The following is a 23,657-nucleotide window of genomic DNA, read 5'->3' as shown; positions in this document are numbered from 1 at the left end:
CATCGTCACTGTGCTCGGTACCCGTCCTCGCCCTGCTCATGTCAGTTAGGGAAGTTCATCCCCTGGTGTCCCACCTGAGCCTGACACAGAGGGCTTTCCTACCCGCTCATCGACTACCTGCACATCAACTACGAGGTGCGCGGCCGGCTGGGTGAGAACATCGAGTTTCTCGTGCTGCCGTCTCCCGTGGAGAGCTACTTCGACTTCCTGCTGTTCGACTCCCACACCGCCCCTATCCACGACTATGGGCCCGGCCCCGTCGGGCATCAGTCGGGCGGCTGGGTCACCCATCACCCGAAGACGCTGCACACCCTGACGGACATCGCCACCGACCTGCGCGCCCGCGGAGAGCGGGTACAGCCACTGAAAGACAGTCCGGATTCTTCCCGCACCTGACACGGCGGTGCCATGACAGGCCGAATGAGGCGGGCCCTGCCCATGAGTCTCGCGATCACCGCGGGGCTCGTCATCGTGGTTCTCTGTGTCCTCGTCCCGGTTCTTCTACTGCTCCGGCTGGACGACGACGAGCTGGCGCGCTGGTCGGACATCGGCCAGGCGGTACGCGGCAGCGAAGTCGCGATGCGCGAGCTGCACACCGACCTGATCAAAATGGCCATCGAGGACAGCGAGCTTCGCTCGGTCTGGCCCGCCCCTTCTCCCGGGGAGCAGACGACCCGCAAGGACCATTACTGCAACCTGATCCTCAACCTCCAGAAGGTCGCCTAAGAGACCCGCACGATCGAACTCCCCGAACTCCGCAGCGCCCTGCGGTTCCTCATGACGAGCCCGGACATGCGCGCCTTCTGGTCCCGAAGCCGCCCGTCTCGCGTCTCCATCACCGATGGCGACGACGCTGAGGACACCTTCACGGCCGAGGTAGACGCGGCGTACACCGCCACCATCGCGCCGTAGGGAGCGGACAGAGACGACGTAGGAGATGATCCTGCGCGCCGACGCCGCTGGGCCCGGCGGCAAGGCGGCGCGGGAGTTCGGCCAGTACACGCGTGCCGCTTGGAGGCGCGTGGAACGAGTGTGATCGACCGGGTCGGTACCTCGTTGACTTGCGGCATGTTGTTGTCTTCGACGCGCTCAGACCAACAACACGCCGCAAGTCAACGCACCCGGTGAACCTTGGTGGACACCGCACTAGCAGAAACGGGCGCGGCCTGTGGCTGCTGTTCCCGTAGGGTGACCTGTTCCGCCAGTTGTGCCTTGCCGCCCTTGGCCGCTGCCGAACAGGACGCCTTCGGCGACTGGATCGTGCCGCCTGCTTCTGGGTTACCGACGTGAACCGCGCGGTCTCCACTCGCAGCTCGGCCCCCAACGCAACGAGCCCCCGACCCGCACCGGGCCGAGGGCTCGCAACACCGGGGGGATGAGTCAGGGCAGATCGTGCTCCCCGCGCTCCACACGTCGGGCGAACACCCGCCAGTCGGCGCGCCCGAACACCAGGTGAGGCGCCTCGGCGGCCTTGGAGTCACGCACACCGATGTTTCCTTCGAGGTGCGCAACCTCCACGCAGTCGCTCTGGCCTGACGTACTTCCGCTGTGGCTGGCCTTGCGCCAAACGGGAGTCATTGAAGGCCCTCCATAATCCGCTTGATCAGCTCGATCGAGGCATCGACGGGCAGCGCCCGATCGCTGATGCGGTCGAACCTCAGCCGAAACGAGCGAACCTCTGTCCCGTCCATGACCAGTCTTCCACCTCCACAGGCTTCGGTGTAGGCGACCTCAGAGTGCCCGACCGTCATGATCTTGAAGGAGCCATCGCGACCCATGTGCGCGCCCACGCATCGTGGAACGATGCGGAAGGTGATGTTCGGATGTTGAGCTCGCTCCAACAGCGCGGCGAGTTGTGCACGCATGATCTCGGGGCCGCCGACCGGCTGTTCGATTACACCCTGATCGAGGAAGACGCGCATGACGGGTCCTGGTTCGCGGTTCAGGACGTCTTGACGCTTCATCCGTAGTGCGAGGTGCGCGTCGATGTTCCGTAGTCCGGCCGCCTCGAACATGGCGCGGGCGTAGTCCTCAGTCTGGAATAGACCTGGTACCCAGGACAGCTCCCAGATCCTCAGCTCTGAGGCGCGTAGCTCCATCTCGGCGTGGGCCTTGAACCACTCGGTGTCATGTCCCGCAATGGCGAAACCCACCAAAAAAGCGAACAAACCCCCGGTTTGCCACTCCTGATCGAGGATCTTCGCGTGCTTGAGTTGGAGCTTCATCCCGCCGGATTCAAGGCGCGAAACACTCGACCTATCAAGATCGAGAATTTCGGCCAGCTTTGATCCGGACATTTTGCGCTCTTCGCGGTGTCTTCGCAGCTGAACCGCTATGAGGTCCCATAGCGAACCAGCTGGATCGAGTGAATCTCGGGCACTCATACCAGCTCCCCGTTGTTGTTTTTCCTGGACGAACGTAGCGAAGATAACGCGCCGTACTCATGCTTGTCCTGGGAAGACGAAAGGACGCGGAGGTCGGACATGGGCGCGAAATACGATCTTGAAGATCAAGAGATTGATCGTCTTCGCAGCGAATTCACCGGGCACCGGATCTGGCGGGCGGTTCGCTGGGACGGCCGGCTGGGCGACTGGGTGGCCAGCCTTCATGACCCTGCCGCTGGTGTCGATTCCACAATGATCTGTGCGAGCGCCGAAGAACTCCGCGCCGCCCTGCGCTGCGAAGCCGAGCGTGCTACCGCGCGCAGGGGGCTCCGATGAGGAAACAGCCGCACCACCGCGCGAGCTGGCCATCGGAGGGGACCGCATCCCCCAACGCGGTCCCATGGGGGGAGGTGAGAGCGGCGCGGCGTCCGGTGAGCGTCCCCCCGGGTGCACCGGCCGCGCCGCTCCACCGCCCGCCCGAGCCTCCGGACGGGCGGGTGGCCGCCACCTCAGCCGAACAGCCGACGCGCGAGACCACCACTGCCCAGATCGAGGCGCACTTCCCCGGCGTCCACTGCTGGTGGGGCCTTCGTACGTGCCGCTGGTGGGCCTACGTCCCCACCGCGCAGGGTGGCCGCCTGTTGGAGGCCGCTACACCGAACGCCCTGTTCGCACAGGTCGCGCGGGCCATGCAGAAACCTGGGGAGGGGCTGTGGACGGCGAACCGATAACTCACTGGGTTCCGCTCGAACTCTGCGCGGGCATCGTGGAGGAGGCGATCCGCGAGACACTCGACGGCCGCTTCTTCAAGGGCACCGTCGAGGAGATCCAGCACACGGCCCGCCGCAGGGTCGAGGAACTGTGGGCCGAGCTGGAGGAGGTTGACGAAACCCCCTGACCTCTTCAGGCCGAACGTTCTTACTGGTACTACGTGGTTCTGACACGAGCCGCCACTACCCTGTGCACTTGTAGCCCCCCAGAGTTCACAGCGGATCGGACGGCACTACGTGATCGATCGCAAGGCCCTGCTGACCGACCTGAAGAAGCAGGTCCAGGCGCTTGAGAAGGACCTGGCACAGCAGGTCAAGGAGCTCCCCGAGATCAAGGCCCGTCTCCGGGCGGAGTACGACCAGGCATTCAAGCTCGGCCGGACGGCTGCCACCTGGAACTCCTGGCTGGACGAGCGCATCACGCAGGTAGCGGTGGCCTGGGTACTCGGCACGGTCTTCGTCCGCTTCTGCGAGGACAACCGCCTCATCCCTGAGCCCTACCTTGCCGCCCCGGAGCCCGACCGTCACGACCTTGCCCGCGTCCGCTATGAGGCGTACGTCGAGCAGGACGACGACCCGACCTACCGTGGCTGGCTGGAACGTGCCTTCGCGGAACTCGGCGAGGGCCAGGCCGGCAAGCTCCTCTTCGACCCGGCGCACAACCCTCTCTTCCAGATCCCGATCAGCCACGACGCCGCAGGCGCCCTCACCAACTTCTGGAAGACCCGGGACGAAGAGAGCTCCCTCGTCCACGACTTCACCGATCCCCTGAACGACGACGGCACCGAGGGATGGGACACGCGCTTCCTCGGCGACCTTTACCAGGACCTCTCGGAGACGGCACGAGAGCGATACGCCCTCCTCCAGACCCCTGAGTTCGTCGAAGAGTTCATCCTCGACCGCACCATGGACCCAGCGATCCGCGAGTTCGGATACGAAGAACTCAAAATGATTGACCCCACCTGCGGCTCGGGCCACTTCGTCCTCGGAGCCTTCCGACGCCTGGTCCGCTTGTGGAACGACCGTCAGCCTGGGCGCGACCTCTCAGAGCGCGTCCACGCAGCCCTCAACTCCGTCCACGGCGTGGACATCAACCCCTTCGCCATCGCCATCGCCCGCTTCCGCCTACTGGTCGCCGCAATGGCGGTAGCCAATATCCGCACCCTGACAGAGGTCGCCAAGTATGAGTGGCCTATCAACCTCGCTATCGGCGACTCTTTGATCAAGGAACGTCAGCTTGAAATCGCTCTTATAAGCGAAGGGTCGAGCGATCCACTGGCTGATTTTTCTTACGCAACCGAGGATGTTCACGATTTTCCTGACATCCTGGAGCCCGGTCGTTACCACGTCGTCGTGGGCAACCCGCCTTACATCACAGTTAAGGACAAGAAACTCAACGTCCTCTATCGCGAACTATACGACGCATGCAGTGGGGCATATGCACTCTCCGTGCCTTTTGCTCAGTGTTTCTTTGAGCTAGCTAGACCGGGCGACTCTGATGGCAGGTATGGCCGAGTCGGTCAAATAACTTCGAACTCCTTCGTGAAGCGGGAATTTGGCGCGAAGTTGATCGCAAGCTACTTCGGGCGAAAAGTCGAGCTGACGGAAGTCATCGACTCATCCGGGGCGCACATTCCCGGCCACGGTACCCCTACCATCATTCTTATTGGAAATCGACGCTCAGGTACTTGTCGATCACTCAGTGTGCGGACAATTCGAAGCATCCAGGGGGAACCCGCGGTTCCAGTCGAAGGTGATCCTGGCCATGTTTGGAAGGCAATCACTGCACAGATTGATCAGCCGGAATCGGCAAGTGACTGGGTCTCTTGCGATGACCTCGACCGAGAACGTTACTTCGCCAGACAACCATGGATTCTCGTCCATCGCGGCCTGGAGATTGTCGAAAAGATTTCCAACACGTCCAAGCGGTCACTCGGTGGTGTCATTTCAGACATTGGCACGGGGGCGATAACGCGCGAAGACAGTGCGTACATGGTCGGCAGCGGACATTTGCGCCGCCAGCGCATTGAGATCGATCACCAACGGCGAGTAGTTGAGGGGACAGAGGTTCGAGACTACTCGACCATGCACAACGATGAGAATCAATCAATCTGGCCATACTCTTCGAGTACATTGAAGGCTACAGCTTCTTCTAGCATGGTGAGGGTGCTCTGGCCGTTCAAGAATCTTCTAAGCAAGCGAGTTGCTTTTGGCAAGAGTCAGCTCGCCCGAAAGTTGACCTGGTTTGAATACTCTATGTTCTTCATGGAACGCTATCGGGTTCCGCGGTCCATAGCCTTTGCTTTTGTGGCAACGCATAATCACTTCACGCTTGATCGAGGCGGAAAGGTGTTTAAGCAGTCCGCTCCAGTAATCAAGCTTCGCGAAGGTGCGACAGAGGAAGAGCACCTACGCCTACTTGGTCTACTCAACAGTTCCACTGCATGTTTCTGGCTCAAGATGGTGAGTCACGACAAGGGAATACGAGGTGAGGGTGGCGGGTTCACTAGCGATGACTGGGAGCGATTTTTCGAATTTACCGGGACAAAGTTGCAGGAGTTCCCGCTTCCTGCGGACTACCCAACGGCGCTCGCTACTGCGATCGATGGCCTAGCTCAGCAACTGTCTACAGACTCACCTTTTGCTGTTGCCGCCTCTGCCGCTCCCACGCTTCTGGCCCTTCGGGAGGCGAGGAAGAGTTGGAAGTCCACTCGGGCTCAGATGATCGCCCTTCAAGAAGAGTTGGACTGGCAGGTCTACTCGATCTACGGCCTGCATCCGGACCTGCGGGCTCCCGAGGAGGATGTTCCCGAGCTTGCGTGTGGGGAGCGGGCGTTCGAGATTGTGCTTGCTCGGCGGGTGGCCAAGGGGGAGGCGTCCGACGAGTGGTTCAATCGGCACGGGTCCACGCCGATCACGGAGATTCCGGCGCACTGGCCGGAGTCCTACAGGCAGACCGTGCAGAAGCGGATCGACGCGATCGAGACCTCGCGCGCTATCGGGATGATCGAGCGGCCCGAGTACAAGCGGCGGTGGGCCACCGAGGGGTGGGACGCTCTTCAGGAGAAGGCGCTGCGATCCTGGTTGCTCGACCGGATCGAGAAGCGGGAGCACTGGTTCGACGCGAACGACATGCCGGTTCTTGTCTCGCTCTCGCGTCTGATCAGCGTGCTCTCGCAGGATGACGACTTCGTGTCCGTGGCGAACCTGTACCGGCCTCGCGAGGAGCTCGCGAAGGTCGTCGCCGACCTCATGGCCGATGAGCACGTTCCGTTCCTGCCGCAGCTTCGCTACAAGCCGTCCGGGCTCAGGAAGCGGGCCGACTGGGAGCACGTCTGGGACCTCCAGAGGCAGGAGGACGCCGCGCCCGACGAGCCCGCCAAGCGGAGGATCCGGGACTCCATCCCCACCCCGCCCAAGTACAGCTCGGCCGATTTCCTCAAGCCTTCGTACTGGCGGGCGCGCGGCAAGCTCGACGTGCCGAAGGAGCGGTTCATCTCCTACCCGACGGCGCTCGGTGTCCAGCCGCAGCTCTTCGGCTGGGCCGGGTGGGACCACCGGGAGCAGGCTCAGGCGCTCGCGACCTACTTCACCACTCAATCCCTGTCGCGCGAAGAGATCGCGCCGTTCCTCGCGGGCCTGCTCGAACTTCAGCCATGGCTGTACCAGTGGCACGATGAATTCCACGCACTTTACGGCGGCTCCCCGGCCGCGTTCTTCGACGGTTACCGGCAGCAGATCAGGGGCGAGCACGGCCTGACCGACGAGGATCTGCGCAATTGGCAGCCGGAGGCGCGGGCGCGGGGACGCAAGACCAAGAAGTAACGGGACGGCGGAAAGGCAGGGGAAGAACAGATGACACAGCGGCCGCCGCTGCTCCGCGACCTCATCACGATCAAGGAGTCGATCTCCACCTCGGACTACGTGCTGAGCCTCGCCGAGGCCACCACGCCCGAGGGGGCCGAGCGCGCCCTTGAGAGCTACGTGCTCACCGAGCGTCTCCGGGACAACTTCACCGAGGCGCTCGACCTCATCAAGGCGGCGGTGGACGGGCACACCTCCAAGGCCGCCTACCTGCACGGCTCGTTCGGTTCCGGTAAGTCGCACTTCATGGCGGTGCTGTACGCGCTCCTGTCCCGCCACCAGAAGGTGTGGGGCGACCGTGACTTCGACAGGGTGCTGACCCGGCACGAGTGGGTCCAGACCGACGGCAAGAAGTTCCTGCTGGTGCCGTACCACATGCTCGGCGCCCAGTCCTTGGAGCAGCGGGTGCTCGGCCGCTATGTCGAGTACGTCAGGAAGCTGCACCCGGACGCGCCCATCCCGCAGGTGTACAAGACCGACGCGCTGTTCGACGACATCCGCGGCCTGCGCGCGAGCATGGGCGACGACGCCGTCATCAACGGCCTTGGCGGAACCGACGACGGTGCGGACAGCGAAGACGACTGGGGCGAGTCGTTCGCGTGGACCGCGGACCTGCTCGACCAGGCCCTGGCCGCGGAAGAGTCGCACGAAGAGGGCGTCGCGCTCGACCTGCTGAACCCCTCCACCCCTGCGGAACTGCGCGCCAAACTCGTCCAGGACGCCTCCACCCACCTTCTTCCCGGGTTCGGCAGGAAGGCCGCCGAGGACGAGCACGGTTTCATCTCGCTCGACGCCGGCCTGTCCGTGATCGCCGAGCACGCCAAGGCGCTCGGCTACGACGGGCTGATCCTGTTCCTCGACGAGCTGGTGCTGTGGCTGGCGACCCTCATCCACGACCAGAGGCTCGTGGCCCGCGAAGCCGGGAAGATCACAAACTTCGTGGAGGGCGGGGACGCGCGGCGCGCCGTCCCGATCGTGTCGTTCATCGCCCGCCAGCGCGACCTGCGGGAGCTGGTCGGCGAAGAGGTGTCCGGGGCGGCCGAGGCAGCCATCCAGGACACGCTGAACCTGGCGTCCGGCCGGTTCGACCGGATCACCCTGGAAGACCGGAACCTGCCGCAGATCGCGCACGCGCGGCTCTTGGCCCCCATCGGCGGGCCGAACGGGGCCGCCGCGCAGGAGATCAACGCCGCGTTCGAGAAGACGAAGGCGCTCGGCCCGAACATCTGGGACACGCTGCTTGGCTCCGACAAGAGCACCACCGGTGCCGACGAGGAGTCGTTCCGGCTGACGTATCCGTTCTCGCCGGCCTTCATGGACACGCTCGTCCACATCTCGTCGGCGCTCCAGCGGTCCCGGACCGGACTGAAACTGATGGGCGAGCTGCTCGCCGCGAACCGCGAGCACCTGCGGCTCGGCGACCTCATCGCGGTCGGCGACCTCTACCCAGTGATCGCCAAGGGCGGCGACAAGCCGTTCGTCGACGACCTGAAGGTCGTGTTCGCCGCCGCCGACAAGCTCTACAAGACGAAACTGCGACCGTTCCTGCTGAGCACCCATGACGTCACCGAGGACGACGTTCAGCAATACCTCCACGACCCCGACCATGTGACCGACCGGCAGCTCGCGCAACGGTGCAAGCTGTTCGTCGGCGACAACCGGCTGATCTGCACGCTGCTGTTGTCGGCGCTCGCGCCGAGCGTGCCCGCGCTCAGCGACCTGACGTACCGGCGGCTCGCCGCGCTGAACCACGGCTCGGTCGTCGCGCCGATCCCGGGCAGCGAGGTCGGCATTATCAAGAACAAGGTCGACGAGTGGGCCGCCCGGTTCCCCGAGATCAAAAAGACCGGCACCGACGCCAACCCGGGCGTCCGGCTGGAGCTGACGGGCGTGGACATCGACTCCGTCATCGCCAACGCCCGCGTCAACAACAACCGAGGGAACCGTGCCGCGCTGGCCCGCCGGCTGCTGACTGAGGAACTGGGCGTCGAACGCACCGACGACCGGCTCGGCAGCGATGAACTGCACCTGGTGTGGAAGGGGTCGCAGCGCACCCTCGAAGTCGCCTTCGGCAACGTCGCTGACGAGGACGAGCTGCCCGACCACGACCTGGTGCCGCAGATCGGGAACCGCTGGCGGATCGTGATCGACCTGCCGTTCGACGAGAGCAACTACGGCCCGGTCGAGGACGTCAACCGCATCCAGAAGCTCCGGGAGAAGCAGGGCGAGGCGCCCCAGACCGTGGCGTGGCTGCCCACGCACCTGTCCGCGCAGCGCTACGAGGACTTCGAACGCCTCGTCGTCATCGACAAGGCCCTCGCCGACGACCAGCGGTTCGAAACCCAGTACGCCGGTCACCTCAACGCCGACAGCCGGGAACGCGCAAAGCAACTGCTGGAAAGCCAGCGCGACGCGCTGATCAAGCAGATCAAGGACGCCTTCAAGCAGGCGTACGGGCTGAAGCCCAAGGACGCGACCAACGTCCAGATGGACTTCGACCAGCATTTCCAGCCGCTCCCCGGTGACCTGCCCGACCTGAAGGTGCAGTTCGGGCAGTCGATGCACGCCGCGATCAGGCACATCGCGGGCCGGCTGATGGAATCCCAGTTCCCGGGCCACCCCGACCTTGACCCGGCCGGCAACGGCACACCGGTGAAGCTGTCCGACGCCAGGACCGTCTTCGGGTACGTGCGGGCGGCCGCCGAGGCGCGTGACCACCAGGTCGAGGTCCCCGCCAAGGACCGCAAGCTGATGGCGCGGCTGGTCGAACCGTTGCGCCTCGGCACGCAGCGGGAGGCGTACTTCAGGCTGTCCCACGAGTGGTCCGACCACTTCATGCTGGAGGCGAGGACCGACGGGGTCACCGGTGACCTCAGCCTCATCAAGCTGCTGGACTGGATCGATCGGCCGCGACCGCGCGGGCTGGACACGTTCCTGGCGCACCTGATCGTCGCCGCGTTCGCCGAGATCAACGACCGGGTCTGGGTGCGCGGCGGCGTCCCGCTCACCCCGCCGCCGGAACTGCACCAGATCAAGGACGGGGACGCGCTGCGCACCCAGCCGCTGCCGAGCGAGCAGGACTGGACGACCGCCTCCAAACGGTTCCATGCGATCTTCGGCAGGCCCGCGCCGACTCTGCGGCGCGGCCGGATGGTGAACCAGTTCGCCCGGCAGATCACCGAGGAGGCGGACAGGCACCGCACCGCGGCCGAGAACCTGGTCCGGCAGCTGGAGGAGCATGCCGGGTTCCTCCGCCTGGACGACACCGACGACGGGGGACGGCTCCAGATCGCACGCCGCTCGGTGGATCTGCTGAAGACCTTTCAGCCTGCTGGCCAGAGCAGCGCGGGCGCTAAGAAGAACGTCGAAGCCCTCGCCCGATTCGACCTGGGCGCGGTGAGTGCCGATCGGTACGGGACATCCATCAAGCGCGCCGGTGAGGTCGCCGAGGCGCTCGCGGGCGCGGCCTGGGACGTCATCCGTCTTGCGGAAGGGCAGGGCCACGATGGCGAGGCTCTGCTGGAATCGCTGCGCGGCATCGCCCGCGTCGACGAGCGGACCGCCGGTCTCGCCGAAGCGCTCAAGAAGGCCCGGGGCGATGTCACCGAGCTCCTCAAGCGCAACCGACCCCCGGTTCCCCCGGGCCCTGGGCCGGGGCCGCAGCCCGGGCCGGAGAAGCCCGACGACGTCGACTTGGGGGGAGGCTCCAGCCATCCCGCTGTCCCAGGCGGGGATGGTCCGGGACAGACCGGCACGGGGGGACAGACCGGCGGCGGGTCCGGCGCGGCCCGGACGGGCACCCGGCGGACGTCGGTGTCGCGTGCGGTGGCCGAACTGCGCGACGAACTTGCGAAGCTGCCTGCCGACACGACCGTCGAGATCACTTGGCGGGTCGTGGACTGATGTCCGTCACCGCCGGCGGCGCCATCGGGAACGGTGCGATGCGGCTCACCGCCGCGACCGTCATCCAGTACCTAGTGGGTCGCAAGAGGCTCAACGAGAACCCCAAGCGGCGGATCGTGCTTCTGCGCGCCGTCCCTGCGTGGGAGGGCGCCGACGAGCTGTCCTGGGGCACCGGGCAGAAGGCTCGGGTCGTTTCCGCGCCCTCGCCGCTCGCGATCCACGAATTGGTGCTGGAGCATCTCGCGCCGGGCGCGGACGGGCCGGAGGTGCTGGTGGTGCTGACCGACCGGGAGGAGAACGAACTCGACCCGGCGATCCTCGCCCGCGTGCATCGGCAGCGAGTCGAGGTTGTCGACAACTGGAACCTCGTCCTTGAGACGTTCGGTGCGGAGCAGCGTGACCCGCGGCTGGGTGAGGAGAGCTGGGCGGCCGAGGCGCTGCTTGACGCCGCCCCGCCTGGCGGCTGGCCCGAGCTGGGGGGCGGCATCCTGTCCCGGCGCACCGCGCTGTCCTTGCTGGCCCTGCGGCGGTTGCGACTTGGCCGCTACGCCACCGACACCGGTGACGGCGCCGCCGCTGATACTGATCCGTCCGCCGACGGCCTCGACACTCGCCTGTTGCTGCGCTGGTCGCTCGAACCGGGCGGACCCGACCGGCTGAGTGGCCTGCGCGGCCCCGAGCGCCACGGACTGATCGCGTTCCTGAGCGAGGCGGAGCAGGCCGGACCTGCCGGGCGCATCCTGTTCGCGCTCGTCGAAGCCGACCACGGCCCCGACGCGGTGCCGTTCGGCCTGCTCTGCGCCGCCTTGTGGCGGGACGCCCCTGCCGATGCGGACACCTATCGGGCGCGTGGGCGCATCGAACGCTGGCTCGGCGATCCGCCGCCCGCGACCGGGGAGGCGCTGGACACCTTCCTGAGCGCGTTCGGCCGTGCCTGCGATGAATTTGTCACCGCCCTGCTCGCCGCCGGCGACGCCGACGACGGCGAGGCCGGGCGTGCCGCCAGGCGGACCACCCGCAAGATACTCGGCCGGGCCTCCGAACTCTCCCGGCAGTTCGGGATCGAGCCGCAGGCGCGGTACAGCACCGTCCTTCCTGAAGGGCTGAGCGAGCGCTTCACCTCCCTGGGCCAGGCACTGCGGGCAACCGACTTCGATGCGGTCCTTTCGGCTCTGGCAGCCGTGGAGAACCACGAATTGACCAGGGACCACGACGCGCAGGTGCGGATGAGACGTGCCCAGATGGCGGCCCGGCTCGTCCACTGGCTGGCCACCGGCCCCAGCGCGGAGGTATCGACGGTCGCGGCGGGTATCGACCGGCAGGTGGCCGAGACCGGTTGGGTTGATCAGGCCCTCGACCACATCGAGGCTGGAGGCGACCCCGACCCCGCCTTGAAGTCCGCCTACGACCTGATCGGCGAGCGGGTGCGCGAGGCCCGTAAGGGGATCGACCGGTCCTTCGCCAAGGCGCTCGAGACGTGGACGGCGGCGGGCACCGACCCGGGGTCGATGCTGACCGTGGAGACGTTTCTGCCGCGCATCGTCAAGCCGGTGGTCACGGGCAAGTCGCCGTACCGCCTGCTGCTGCTGGTGCTGGACGGCATGAGCGCCGGGATCGCAGCCGAACTCGCCGAGGAGCTGCGCCGCAACTGGGCCGAGTACGACCCGATGCCCGAAGCATCCGGCACGCCGCCCCGGCGTCGCGCCATGGCGGCGGCCCTGCCGACCGTGACGGCGATCTCGCGGACGTCCCTGTTCGCCGCCACCCTGATGAAGGGCAGCCAGGCTGATGAGAAACGGCTGTTCCCCCAGCACCGGTTCTGGGGCGGTGAGCCGGCCGCCGTCTTCCATAAGGACGACCTGCGCGGAGCCACCCCCGGCTCTCCGTTCAGTGAGGCGCTGACCGACGCTCTCGAACACGGGACGGGCCACATCGCGGTGGTGCTGAACACCATCGACGACCGTCTCATGAAAGAGCAGAAACTCGGCGACGCCACCTGGCGGCCGGAGCATATCGGCGAACTCAGGGAACTGCTGCGGGAGGCCGCCGAACGCGGCATGGCGGTTCTCCTCACCAGCGACCACGGGCATGTCGTGGACCGCCGCGGAGTCAGGATCGACGGTGCGGACGCCGCCTCGGCGCGGCACCGCCTGCCAGGCGGGCCGGTCGCCGACGGAGAGGTCGCGCTGTCCGGGCCTCGGGTCGTGCGGGACGCGCCCGGCGACGAGATCGTGGCGCTGTGGGACCGTGACCTGCGGTATTCGACGCAGCAGGCCGGCTACCACGGGGGCGCGGCGCTCGCCGAGTTCGCGATCCCCGTCCTGGCGTTCCTGACGTTTAACTCCACGCCCCCGAAGGGATGGCGGGAGCTGGGTGACCAGCGCCCCACTTGGTGGCGGCTGGAGACCGAGGAGACGCAGGCCGAGCCCCTCAGCCCGCTGGCACAGGCTTCGGTCGAGCCGCCCGCGGCGCAGGCCCCGCCGACCGTCACGGTGAAGGAGTCGTCCGATGCGCTGTTCGAGCTGGAGGCCGAACGGCGCCACGTCCCGGAGCCGGTAGTCGCACCGAGGCCGGAACCCACTCCTGCGCCGGACGACCTCGCGACCGCGCTCCTTGCGTCGGAGACCTTCCAGCAGCAACTGGACCTGGTGGCGCGCAAACCTCCTCTTGGCAAGATCGAGGCGGCGGTGCGGGCGTTGCTGGACTCCGGGACGCTGCCCGTCACCGCCCTGGCGCAGCGGGTCGGAGAGCGGGCTACTCGTGCCGACGGCTTCGCCGCCGTGCTTGGCCAACTGCTCAACTACGACGGCGTTCAGGTCCTGGAAACCCTGCCTGACGGACGCACCCTGCGGCTGAACACCGCACTGCTGCGTGAGCAGTTCGACGTGCGGTGACAGGGTGATGGAACACTGGTGGGCGTGAGCACCGCACGTTCGAACCAGGTCAGCGCCGTCCGCCGGCGTGCCGTCATCGACGCGCTCCGCCGCGGCGCGGTGCCGGAGAGCGGGCTGGACCTGCTGGCGACCGGGCTCGACCGGTTCGAGGCGGCGCTTGACGGGGAACTGGAAACCGTCGCGTCCGGCGGATCGGTGTTCAAGGCCGTTCGTGGTGAGTACGGGTCCGGCAAGACGTTTTTTACACGGTGGCTCGGTGAACGCGCGAAACGTCGTAACTTCGCCGTCGCCGAGATCCAGATTTCCGAGACGGAGACGCCGCTACACAAGCTGGAGACCGTCTACCGGCGGCTCACCGAACGGTTGCACACCGCCAGCTTCCCGCCCAGCGCGCTGCGGCCGGTGGTGGACGCGTGGTTCTACGCGTTGGAGGAGGATGCTTTGGCGTCCGGCGCGTCGGAAGAAGACCTGGCGGGCGAGGTCGACCGGCTGCTCACGGCGCGGCTTGCGGAGGTGTCGCGGCAGGCGTCCTCGTTCGCGACCGCGCTGCGCGGCTACCGGACCGCACTCAGTGTCGGGGACGAGACGACCGCTGCCGCGGTGCTGGCCTGGCTCGGCGGGCAGCCGCACGTCGCCACCACGGTCCGGCACGCGGCCGGGGTGCGCGGGAACCTCGACCACTTCGGCGCGCTTGGCTTCCTGCAAGGGCTCCTGACTGTGCTGCGAGATGGCGGGCATCCCGGCCTGCTCGTTGTGCTCGACGAAGTCGAGACGCTGCAGCGGGTCCGCTCCGACGTCCGGGACAAGGCCCTCAACGCGCTGCGTCAGCTCATCGACGAGGTGCACTCGGGCCGGTTCCCCGGCCTCTACCTCGTGATCACGGGGACGCCCATGTTCTTTGACGGACGGCAGGGCGTGCAACGACTTCCTCCGCTCGCCCAACGGCTGGCCACCGACTTCACAACCGACCCGCGCTTCGACAACCCGCGAGCCGTCCAGGTTAGGCTGCCCGGCTTCACCCTAGAGTCGCTGACCGGGCTCGGCATCACCATCCGTGACCTCTATGCGACGGGTGCAGACGCCCCCGAACGGATCAAGGTGCTCGCCGACGACGCCTACATCGCCGACCTCGCCCGAGCGGTGGGCGGCGCGGTTGGCGGGAAGGTTGGTGTCGCGCCACGGCTGTTCCTCAAGAAGCTTGTGGGGGACGTTCTTGATCGCATCGACCAGTTCCCGGACTTCGATCCCCGCGTCCACTACAAGCTCACCGTTTCCGGCACCGAACTCACCGAGGTCGAACGGAACCTCACGGCGGACGACATCGACCTGGAAGTGTGATGGAACGGCTGCACCCGGTCGTCCTGCACCACATCGTCAACACGCTCGGATGGCCGAACCTGCGCCCGCTGCAACGCCGCGCTGTCGGACCGGTTCTCGAAGGCGACGACGCGCTCTTGCTGGCCCCGACCGCGGGTGGCAAGACCGAGGCCGCTATCTTCCCGGTCCTCACCGCCATGGCCGAGCAAGAGTGGACCGGTATCTCGGTGCTCTACCTGTGCCCCCTCAAGGCGCTGCTCAACAACCTCGCCCCCCGCGTCGACCAGTACGCGCAATGGCTTGGCCGCAGCGCCGCCCTCTGGCACGGCGACACCCGCGAATCCGAGCGGCGGCGCATCCGCCTGAACACGCCGGACATCCTGCTGACCACGCCGGAGTCGCTGGAGTCCATGCTCATCAGCTACAAGACTGATCATGCCGAAGTGCTCGGCAAAATCCGTGCAGTGATCGTCGACGAGGTTCACGCCTTCGCCGGAGACGACCGCGGCTGGCACCTGCTCGCCGTCCTGGAACGCCTCACTCGCGTCACCGGAAACCCCATCCAGAGGATCGGCCTGTCTGCGACCGTCGGTAACCCACACCAACTGCTGACCTGGCTTCAAGGCGCGGGCGCCGGGCTTCGCCCCGCCCAGGTCGTCGCCCCGGAGGCGCCCGCTTCCGCGGCGGCTCCCACCGCCCGTGTCGAACTCGACTACGTCGGCTCCATCGAGAACGCCGCCAAGGTCATCGCGTCACTGCACCTCGGCGAGAAACGCCTCGTCTTCTGCGACTCGCGAAGCCAGGTCGAGCAACTCGGCGCGGCCCTGCGAGCCCGCGACGTCACAACCTTCCTCTCCCACGCCTCACTGTCGGCGGACGAACGTCGCCGCTCTGAACAGGCGTTCGCCGAGGCCCGTGACTGCGTGATCGTCTCGACGTCCACCTTGGAGCTCGGCATCGACGTCGGTGACCTCGACCGTGTGATTCAGATCGATTCCCCAACCAGCGTGGCTTCCTTTCTGCAACGCCTCGGACGTACCGGCCGTCGCCCCGGCGCCGAACGGTCCTGTTTGTTCCTCGCCACCAAGGAACGCGCGCTACTCCAAGCGTCCGGACTGCTGCTGCTGTGGGGACGGGGCTGGGTCGAGGACGTCGCCGCCCCGCCGACACCCCGCCACCTGGTCGCGCAGCAGATCCTGGCCGTCGCACTCCAGGAACATCGGCTCGGGAACAGGCTATGGGCGGAGCAGTGGAACGGCCTGCCGCCATTCGACCGATCCGGCGAACCGATCCTGCGGAACCTGGTCGCGGAAGGCTTCCTCGACGAGGACGACGGCATGCTGTTCATCGGCCCCGAAGCGGAAAAGCGGTTCGGCCACCGCCACTTCATGGACCTCACCGCGTCGTTCACGGCCCCACCACAGTTCACTGTCCTGTCGGGCCGCGCGGAGATCGGCCGCACCGACCCGTCCGTGCTCACCGAGGACCGCCCAGGCCCTCGCCGCCTCCTCCTCGCCGGACGGACCTGGCAGGTCACCTACATCGACTGGAAGCGGCGCCGCTGCTTCGTCGAACCCGCCGAAGGCGGAGGCATCGCCAAATGGACGGCGGGCGGCATCACGGGCCTCTCGTTCGCCCTCGCCCGAGCCATGCGCGACGTCCTGCTCGGCACCGACCCGCCCGTCACATTCACACGTAGAGCGAGCACGCGGTTGGAACACCTGCGGGTCGAGGAAGCGCCCGAGTCGGTCCACCCCGCTGGCCCGGTTATCACCCGCGCAGGCACCGACGTGCGTTGGTGGACATGGGCGGGGTACCGCGCGAACGCCACATTGACCGCAACGCTCTCATCCGTGACCGACCAGGTTCAGCGCCCGACGGACCTGTACGTAAGGCTCCGCGAGGACCTGACGCCTGACATGTGGAAGGCGGCGCGTGCTGAAGCACCACTCGTACTGCCTGAAGTCGATCCGCGGGCCGTCCGGGGCCTGAAGTTCTCGGTAGCCCTACCCGCCCACCTCGCGACCGCGACCGTAGCGGCCCGCCTCGCCGACCTCGACAACGCCGAACAGGTGCTTGGCGAAGCCACTCGTTTCACTGTCATTGACCGGAGCTGATCCGGTGACGCAGGTCCGGACGAGGCCGGATCAACCCGATAGCGTCGCGGCGGCTTCGCCTCTCGCGCTTGGTTGACTCAACAAGCAGAGTCATGCTCAGGCGACAAGTACTGGCGAGTTGAAAAGAGCGTTGACAGTCGAAAGGGTATAGCCTTTCGGTGGACTTTCCAAAGAACTGAATGTGACGCAACTCAGCGGCACGCCCCAACCCGCCCCAACATAGTAAGTGCGTCGGCAGTATCGGTCGGCACATACGGCTGCTGATCTTCTCAGAGGCTGCAAGGTAGGACCGTGTCGCGACACATTGTGGATTCATGGCAATCCACCGCACACACTTCTGTGGTGCGGGACCGGGCGCGGTCCTGAACGAGTTGATCGGAGGTGCAGTCACGAGCGAGGTACAGCACAACCAGCCACGCAAGCTGCAGCGACGTTCGCAGCTCGGCGGAGGACGCCGACGGGACCGTGAGATGAGGTTCCGAGTCAGTGACCAGGAGTACGAGGAAATCTGCGCGGCCGCCCAGCGAGCAGGAGCCGCCTACGGCACCTTTATTACCCAGACCGTACAGGCAGCAATTCGTCAGCACGAATTAGGACAGCAACCAACCGCGGAACTCTGCGAAGAACTGCGCAGTATCGCGCGACAGCTGAACCGAATCGGCGTGAACCTAAATCAGCTGGCGCGCATAGCGAACGCGACAGGAGAGGTGCCTTGCGAACTACCCGCCGCATTGTCGTATCTGGAAAACGTCCTTCGCCGAGTGGACGCCTCGTCCGTTGAGATCGGCCGGCTCCTGCGTTGATCGGCAAAGTAACCCGAGGCCAGAACCTCGCGAGGCTGCTGTCATACCTCTACGGGCCCGGCAGCCGCAACGAGCACGTTGATCCCCACATCGTCGCGGGGTTCCGGCTTCCCATGGCCCTGGAACCCGGCCTTGACGCCAGAGGCGATCGGGACTTCCGCCACCTGGTCGGTGTCCTGACCTCCCCGCTCGACACCCTCCGGCACACGCCGCTGACCTTGCCGGTCTGGCAATGCTCGATCCGAGCGGCCCCCGCAGATCGAACACTGTCCGACGACGAATGGGCCAACATCGCCGAAGAGGTGATGCACCAGACTGGATTCGCCTTACGGGGCGATGACCAGGCATGCCGTTGGATCGCAGTGCGGCACGCCGACGACCACATCCACTTGGCCGTCGTCCTGGCCCGCGAGGATGGACGTAACCCCAACGTCCACCGCGACTACTTCAAGGTCGCCGACGCTTGTCACATCGTCGAGGAACGCTACGGCCTCACCCGAACCGCACCCGCCGACCGTACGGCAGCGCCCCGACCGACCCGGGCCGAGACAGAACTCACCGACCGCAAGAACTGGACGCAGCCACCTCGCACCACCCTTCGCCGGCGCGTGGCCACGGCAGCCGCCGGAGCCGGAACCGAAGACGACTTCTTCGTCGCCCTCAAAGAAGCAGGAGTGCTGATCAAGACTCGCCGGAGTGTCCGTGCCCCCGGCGAGCTCACCGGCTATGCCGTCGCGCTCCCACACCACACGAATCAGGATGGCCAACCGGTCTGGTTCTCCGGCGGGAAACTCGCCGCCAACCTCACCCTTCCCAAACTCCGTCACCGCTGGTCAGCCCCACCACATGCACCTTCCTTTGACCAGCGAAAACTCAGGCGATACAGCCCGAGCGGAGTAGAACTCACACATCAAGAACGGTCAGCGGCCTACCAGCAGGCTGCTCGCGCCACCGCTACGGCCAACTGGCAGATGCGCCAGATCCAAGACCCCGTCGTCCGCGCTGACCTAGCCGCCGCGACCTCCGACCTCCTACACGTGACCGCGGCCATCACCGGAAACCAAGAACTCGCATATGTCGCCGACTTCTACGACCGTGCAGCCCGCGAGCCTTACGGACGCCAGCCGCGTCCGACCCCCTACGGCAGCACCCTTCGCACCGTTGCTCGAGCACTGGCCTACTCAGGAATCGGCACCCGCCTGAACCACAGTCACCACCCCAGCCTCACCCACGCCCTATCCCAACTCATCGTGCACATCGCCGCTCTGGTCGAAGCCGTCGCGGAACTCCGGCAGACGCAGCGACGTATCGCCCAAGCGACAGCCGCTCGCAAAGCCGCTGAACAGCTCACCAGAATCAGCCGTACAAGCCCCCGCTTGCCGTCTCCGTCCTGGCTGGCGACAAGGACACCCCACACCCCAGACCACAACGCGGCCCGACTCGCAGCAGCCGACTTCCCCGTCCCCCTCAACCAGCAGCTGCCAACCACGCACCAACGCCCCAGGTCCGCCACCCCAGCGCCTGCTTCCACTCACCGCCGAGGCACGTCGCGCTGACTCCAGCACGCGACACGCACCACGCTGGGCGACGTGGTCGTGGCGTAATGATCAGCACTGCCGCATACTAACGGAGTGTAAATATCGGTAACGCTGAGCAGCAACGCCGCGAGCACAACGCTCCGGAAGAACCTGCCAGCGTCTCGCCGCTCAGAACCCAACCAGGAAGGACGACTCCGTGACCCAGCATCACCCGAACCAGCGACTCAACCTCGCCAAGGAGCCCACGAGTGGCCAACTCAATGCACGGCGGCGCGCCCCGTGATGATCAAGAGACAATCCGGCTCGCCGCTGCCCTGCCGGAACATGTCCGCAACCTCAACCACGCCACCGCTGGCACACCCGGCCTGACTCTCCCCACCACCGCGTACGCCATCCTCGGCAACCTCGGTGCAGTCACCTTCGGCTTGGACCAGCTCCTCGACCAGCTCGGACGCTTCTTTCTGCGCGAGCTCCAGGCTGGACGCCTAGGCCATGACCACGGCCAAGACATCACTGAAGTCCTGAGCTGCCACGGCCAGTCACTGGCTGACGCGCGACGCCATGCTCAATCCCTCTGCGCGGTCCTCACTGAAGCACAAGCAGAGATCAACGCCGTCCACAGTCACCCCGCCCCGTCCGCGAGCGGAACCCCCGCCCACGACGAGGCGTACGACGGCGACAGAGCCGGCGCGTCACTGGCCGCCGCCGACTTCCCGATCCCCATCACCCATCCCACGCTTCTCGCGCAGCCTCCCGACAGTGACAGACCCTCCGGCGCCCAACCCCGCCGCTCGAACAGCCCGGAGGCCTAAGAATGGAACCGATGACCCGCGAGGAACTCGCCGCTCTCCCCACGACAACCACAATCCAGACTGCCGCCCGAGCCCTCGGCCTCGGCCGGACCCGCGCCTACCAACTCGCCCGCGAGAACCGCTTCCCCTGCAAGGTCATCCGTATAGGCAGCACCTATCGCGTAGTCACCGCCGACCTCCAACGCCTCGTTTCCAGCGGCCAGAGCCCGTGAAGCTCATGTCGTGAAAGTGAAGCATGCTCCATCCGTCGGCCGACTGGCGTTGACGCTGGCGCCCGGCTTCACCCGGCGCGACCATGCCTGATACCCGGTGACCGAGATGACGTACATCTTGTTCAGGTCGTGGTCGCGCATGGGCCAACCGGAGTCGTCTCACGCGCTTCTAACGTTAGCCGCTCGCCCTGAGACTGAGAAGGCAGGAGTGCATCTGCCATGGGGTGAGCTATCACGAATCGTTGGAGGACCCCGCTTCGGCGGTCCGACGACATCAGCGGTGGGGGCAGCGTGATCGGTCGCATGCTCGCGCTGGGCGAGCAGCCCGTTATGCCGCCAACGAGATCCAGCCTGGACGGTACCTGACCTTTCGCTCAGGGTGTCCGGCTCTGATGGGTATTGCTACCCTGCAAGGAACACCGCGTCAACGGATGGCTGGCTAATGATCTTGCAAAAGCTCGTTGCTGCCGAGACTCTTCTGGTTATTCCTTGCTCGAAGGGGAAAAGATCCGGGGGCGAGCCGAGCTCTCGGGAGCAAAGCCCATGGCCGCCCGATCTGCTGACAGCACGGCAGTCCAATCTTGAGACAGCGAAAGCAGACGAACGACAGTTGCTGCCTGCCTGGCTTCGGTACACCGGCGGCTTCTACACCACGGCAGGAAGCGAGCTGCGCGACGCGGTAGCTCGTGACACGCCACTGCTCATTCTCAGCGGTGGATACGGGGTGCTGCATGCCGAGGAACCGATCGGTGACTACAACAAGATCCTGCGCTTGACGGACTGGCCTGGCGGGTTGCTCGAAGATCTACTGATTCGCGAGGCTGGACGTAGGGATGTCTCGTCGGTCGTCGCTTTCGCGGCGAGTAGCTCGGACTACGCGAAGCTCATACGGCGCACCAAATGGAAAGAAGCGGGGCTCGGGGCGTTCCTCGTCACCATCAGGAACGCGGGTACGGGAGCCTCGGGTAAGGTGCCGCGTCTACTAGGTCAGGCTTTCGCCTGTTTCTGGCGAGGACGTCCTGCCGAGATGTACCCGGAAGGTACGACCGTGGAGATCCTGGGTTGAGCGCCTTGCGAGACGATCGCCGAGCCGACACCGATCGATTTTACGGATTGCTCGATGAGCTGGCCGAGCGGCTGGGCGGACCACGACTGCTCCGGGATTGCACCCAGGACACCGGATGGCCGCAGTATGGCGTCGAGTTCTTCCTCGAAAATGGCCAGGTCCGAGCGGGAGAGGATCGGCTCCGGGTTGTGCGCGTAGGGAGCCATGCCTTGAGAGCCACCTCCCAGGCGACCTTCTGGAGCAGGCTCGCCCAACATCGAGGACCGGTGGGCGGGGCCAAAGCTGGGGTGGGTAATCATCGTGGCTCGATCTTTCGTCAGCACGTGGGCAGCGCGCTGCTGCAGACTGGTCACTGGCCGGCCGAGGTAGCTGAGTCCTGGGGGCAAAAGGAAGTGAGTCCTCCGCAGCGAGTAGCCGAGTACCCTCTTGAGAAGGCGGTAAGTGAGCACATCGCCACGATGCCGCTACTCTGGTTGGAAGTGCCCGATCGTGAACAACGTGAATCCATACGGGCCAACTCGATTGCCCTCCTCTCTCAGCGAACCGGCGGCATTCACCGAACCACCACTGGCTGGCTCGGATTGTGCGCAAAAAAACGAGAAGGTGGCAACCTCTGGACTCTGGAACAGCGACCACGTCGACGACCTTTACGATTCGTCTTTTCTTGACAATATGGAATCGTGCGTCAGATTGCTCTGATGTCGCCGGGGGTGAGGGCAAGTCCCTTGAAAAGGTAATCAGTTTCTGCCCTGAAGGAGGTGGCCGCAATTTATGTCATTGACACTGCCGAATATAGGGAGTGGTTGGCCAATTTCCCTCTGCAGTATCAACCTACAGCGGAACTGTTGGTCAACGCCCTTCACTATCTAGATGAGTCCACGTTTAGATCGGAGCTGACTGAGCAGCTCGTCAGCGACCTTACTGGCGGAGTGATAATGCCGCCAGCACTCATCGTCCCTGCCAGAACGGGGCCAGAGATGGGGCACAAGGGAAGCGGGCGGGCGGTAATCTTCGAGAACGTTTGGCCGCATAGCGCACTATCTGCTGATCGACCAGGAAGTGAAGCTCTGTGCGCCAATATTATCAGAAATTTACAAAAGGGTCGAGCATCGGTCTTGGGACTAGTTCCCGTGCCACGCACTCTGGAGGACCTTAGAGTAAGGCGGGTTCGCTCGCTGGTTCTGGTCGGCGACTATGCAGGGAGTGGTAGCCAGGTCATTGAAGCAGCGAAGATATGGACAAGAAATCCAACAATTCGTAGCTGGCGCTCCTATGGCTTACTTCATATTCATGTGGTGGTGCATTCGGCCGCCGTCGTGGCGGTAGAGGCAGTGGGCCGTGCCGCTGGTATTGATCGCTTCTCCATGGTGCGTAGCGCGCCTGACTTTAACAGTGCAGAATGGACGGCTGAGCAGAGGGTTGATGTAGAGCTCCTCTGCACCAAATTTGCTCGACACCGTGATCGCGGTGGCCTGGGATGGGACGGGTCGGCAGGGTTGTTCATCATGCAACATACTACACCGAATAACTTGCCAGAAATTCTCTGGCAGACGAAGGCCGGCGCGAGTGAACGGCCTGACGGTTGGTATCCACTATTTCCAAATCGACGTCTCCCAGAGAGCCTCACCGCTGCCTTCGCTGCACGGAATGAAAAGATGAGAGAGCGGACTGTAGGAGAACGACCCGGTCTTGACAAGATTGTTGGCCCCGCTTTGTCGCCAGTGCTGTTCGCTCTTCGGCGAGGCCTTCGCACACCCGAGCAAATTTCTGCCTTCTCGGATATCTCATTGGCAGACTCCAAACGAATGCTCGAAGACCTTGTCAGTGGTGGGTATGCTGACAGACGAGGCTATCTGACTGACCAGGGCATCAGGCTTCTGGAATCTGGCGTGCAGCCAATGAGCCGTTTTCGGCTGGACGGTTCGGACAAACACTACTATCCTCAGAGACTGAGGAGGGTCGGTGACGTCTAGAGCG

Annotated in this window: 19 protein-coding genes and 1 pseudogene; 17 read left to right on the top strand and 3 right to left on the bottom strand. The window is 65.3% G+C overall.

What is annotated here, in order from left to right; all coding sequences use genetic code 11:
- The first annotated feature begins 135 nt into the window (after positions 1-135).
- The gene (locus ACGFIS_RS13160; protein ID WP_392970773.1) at positions 136-396 is read left to right on the top strand and encodes a hypothetical protein; all 261 of its coding nucleotides are present in this window, start codon (positions 136-138) and stop codon (positions 394-396) included.
- 12 nt (positions 397-408) lie between these two features.
- Positions 409-912: pseudogene (locus ACGFIS_RS13155) on the top strand (DUF6082 family protein).
- Between the two features lie 468 nt (positions 913-1,380).
- Here ACGFIS_RS13155 and ACGFIS_RS13150 read toward each other — a convergent pair.
- Together ACGFIS_RS13150 and ACGFIS_RS13145 are read right to left on the bottom strand one after the other, a co-directional pair.
- Positions 1,381-1,578 carry a DUF397 domain-containing protein gene (locus ACGFIS_RS13150; RefSeq protein ID WP_392970770.1) on the bottom strand — a complete coding sequence of 66 codons (198 nt, stop codon included), beginning with the start codon at positions 1,576-1,578 and terminating at the stop codon, positions 1,381-1,383.
- On the bottom strand, positions 1,575-2,384 hold the full coding sequence (locus ACGFIS_RS13145; protein WP_392970767.1) for a helix-turn-helix transcriptional regulator: 810 nt from the start codon (positions 2,382-2,384) through the stop codon (positions 1,575-1,577). The genes ACGFIS_RS13150 and ACGFIS_RS13145 overlap by 4 nt, the downstream gene beginning before the upstream one ends.
- A 99-nt stretch (positions 2,385-2,483) precedes the next feature.
- On the opposite strand from ACGFIS_RS13145, the gene ACGFIS_RS13140 reads away from it, so the two are divergent.
- The 12 genes from ACGFIS_RS13140 to ACGFIS_RS13085 all read left to right on the top strand — a co-directional run bounded on the left by ACGFIS_RS13140 (position 2,484) and on the right by ACGFIS_RS13085 (position 20,614).
- The gene (locus tag ACGFIS_RS13140) at positions 2,484-2,720 is read left to right on the top strand and encodes a hypothetical protein (RefSeq protein WP_392970764.1); all 237 of its coding nucleotides are present in this window, start codon (positions 2,484-2,486) and stop codon (positions 2,718-2,720) included.
- Between the two features lie 161 nt (positions 2,721-2,881).
- Positions 2,882-3,115, top strand: a complete 234-nt coding sequence (locus tag ACGFIS_RS13135; protein WP_392970761.1) for a hypothetical protein — start codon at positions 2,882-2,884, stop codon at positions 3,113-3,115.
- Positions 3,097-3,282: a hypothetical protein gene (locus ACGFIS_RS13130; protein ID WP_392970758.1), complete on the top strand. Its 186-nt coding sequence runs from the start codon at positions 3,097-3,099 to the stop codon at positions 3,280-3,282. The genes ACGFIS_RS13135 and ACGFIS_RS13130 overlap by 19 nt, the downstream gene beginning before the upstream one ends.
- 109 nt (positions 3,283-3,391) lie before the next feature.
- On the top strand, positions 3,392-6,979 hold the full coding sequence (gene pglX / locus ACGFIS_RS13125) for a BREX-2 system adenine-specific DNA-methyltransferase PglX (protein ID WP_392970755.1): 3,588 nt from the start codon (positions 3,392-3,394) through the stop codon (positions 6,977-6,979).
- A 30-nt stretch (positions 6,980-7,009) separates the two neighbouring features.
- Positions 7,010-10,921, top strand: coding sequence for a DUF6079 family protein (locus tag ACGFIS_RS13120; RefSeq protein WP_392970752.1), 3,912 nt, complete (start codon positions 7,010-7,012; stop codon positions 10,919-10,921).
- Positions 10,921-13,815, top strand: coding sequence for a BREX-2 system phosphatase PglZ (gene pglZ, locus ACGFIS_RS13115; RefSeq protein WP_392970749.1), 2,895 nt, complete (start codon positions 10,921-10,923; stop codon positions 13,813-13,815). The genes ACGFIS_RS13120 and pglZ overlap by 1 nt, the downstream gene beginning before the upstream one ends.
- 18 nt (positions 13,816-13,833) lie before the next feature.
- Positions 13,834-15,153: a BREX system ATP-binding protein BrxD gene (gene brxD / locus ACGFIS_RS13110; RefSeq protein WP_392970746.1), complete on the top strand. Its 1,320-nt coding sequence runs from the start codon at positions 13,834-13,836 to the stop codon at positions 15,151-15,153.
- Positions 15,153-17,249 carry a DEAD/DEAH box helicase gene (locus tag ACGFIS_RS13105; RefSeq protein ID WP_392970743.1) on the top strand — a complete coding sequence of 699 codons (2,097 nt, stop codon included), beginning with the start codon at positions 15,153-15,155 and terminating at the stop codon, positions 17,247-17,249. Before brxD ends, ACGFIS_RS13105 begins: the two co-directional genes overlap by 1 nt.
- Positions 17,250-17,563: 314 nt before the next feature.
- A complete protein-coding gene (locus ACGFIS_RS13100; protein WP_392970740.1) occupies positions 17,564-18,052 on the top strand; it encodes a plasmid mobilization protein in 489 nt (162 codons plus the stop codon).
- Positions 18,049-19,608, top strand: coding sequence for a relaxase/mobilization nuclease domain-containing protein (locus ACGFIS_RS13095; protein WP_392970737.1), 1,560 nt, complete (start codon positions 18,049-18,051; stop codon positions 19,606-19,608). The genes ACGFIS_RS13100 and ACGFIS_RS13095 overlap by 4 nt, the downstream gene beginning before the upstream one ends.
- 230 nt (positions 19,609-19,838) lie before the next feature.
- Positions 19,839-20,402: a hypothetical protein gene (locus ACGFIS_RS13090; protein WP_392970734.1), complete on the top strand. Its 564-nt coding sequence runs from the start codon at positions 19,839-19,841 to the stop codon at positions 20,400-20,402.
- Positions 20,403-20,413: 11 nt separating this feature from the next.
- On the top strand, positions 20,414-20,614 hold the full coding sequence (locus ACGFIS_RS13085) for a helix-turn-helix domain-containing protein (RefSeq protein WP_392970731.1): 201 nt from the start codon (positions 20,414-20,416) through the stop codon (positions 20,612-20,614).
- A gap of 3 nt (positions 20,615-20,617) precedes the next feature.
- Here the strand turns inward: ACGFIS_RS13085 and ACGFIS_RS13080 are convergent, their stop codons facing one another.
- On the bottom strand, positions 20,618-20,755 hold the full coding sequence (locus tag ACGFIS_RS13080; RefSeq protein WP_392970728.1) for a hypothetical protein: 138 nt from the start codon (positions 20,753-20,755) through the stop codon (positions 20,618-20,620).
- 301 nt (positions 20,756-21,056) lie between these two features.
- On the opposite strand from ACGFIS_RS13080, the gene ACGFIS_RS13075 reads away from it, so the two are divergent.
- The 3 genes from ACGFIS_RS13075 to ACGFIS_RS13065 all read left to right on the top strand — a co-directional run bounded on the left by ACGFIS_RS13075 (position 21,057) and on the right by ACGFIS_RS13065 (position 23,653).
- A complete protein-coding gene (locus tag ACGFIS_RS13075) occupies positions 21,057-21,680 on the top strand; it encodes a hypothetical protein (protein ID WP_392970726.1) in 624 nt (207 codons plus the stop codon).
- Positions 21,677-22,348, top strand: a complete 672-nt coding sequence (locus ACGFIS_RS13070; protein ID WP_392970723.1) for a hypothetical protein — start codon at positions 21,677-21,679, stop codon at positions 22,346-22,348. The genes ACGFIS_RS13075 and ACGFIS_RS13070 overlap by 4 nt, the downstream gene beginning before the upstream one ends.
- 90 nt (positions 22,349-22,438) lie before the next feature.
- A complete protein-coding gene (locus ACGFIS_RS13065; RefSeq protein WP_392970720.1) occupies positions 22,439-23,653 on the top strand; it encodes a hypothetical protein in 1,215 nt (404 codons plus the stop codon).
- The last annotated feature ends 4 nt before the right edge of the window (positions 23,654-23,657 follow it).

Origin of the sequence: Spirillospora sp. NPDC048824, assembly GCF_043198455.1 — a bacterium.
Classification (GTDB): domain Bacteria; phylum Actinomycetota; class Actinomycetes; order Streptosporangiales; family Streptosporangiaceae; genus Spirillospora.
Note: the sequence above shows the minus strand (reverse complement) of the source record. Positions and strands in the feature narration are given on the sequence as shown.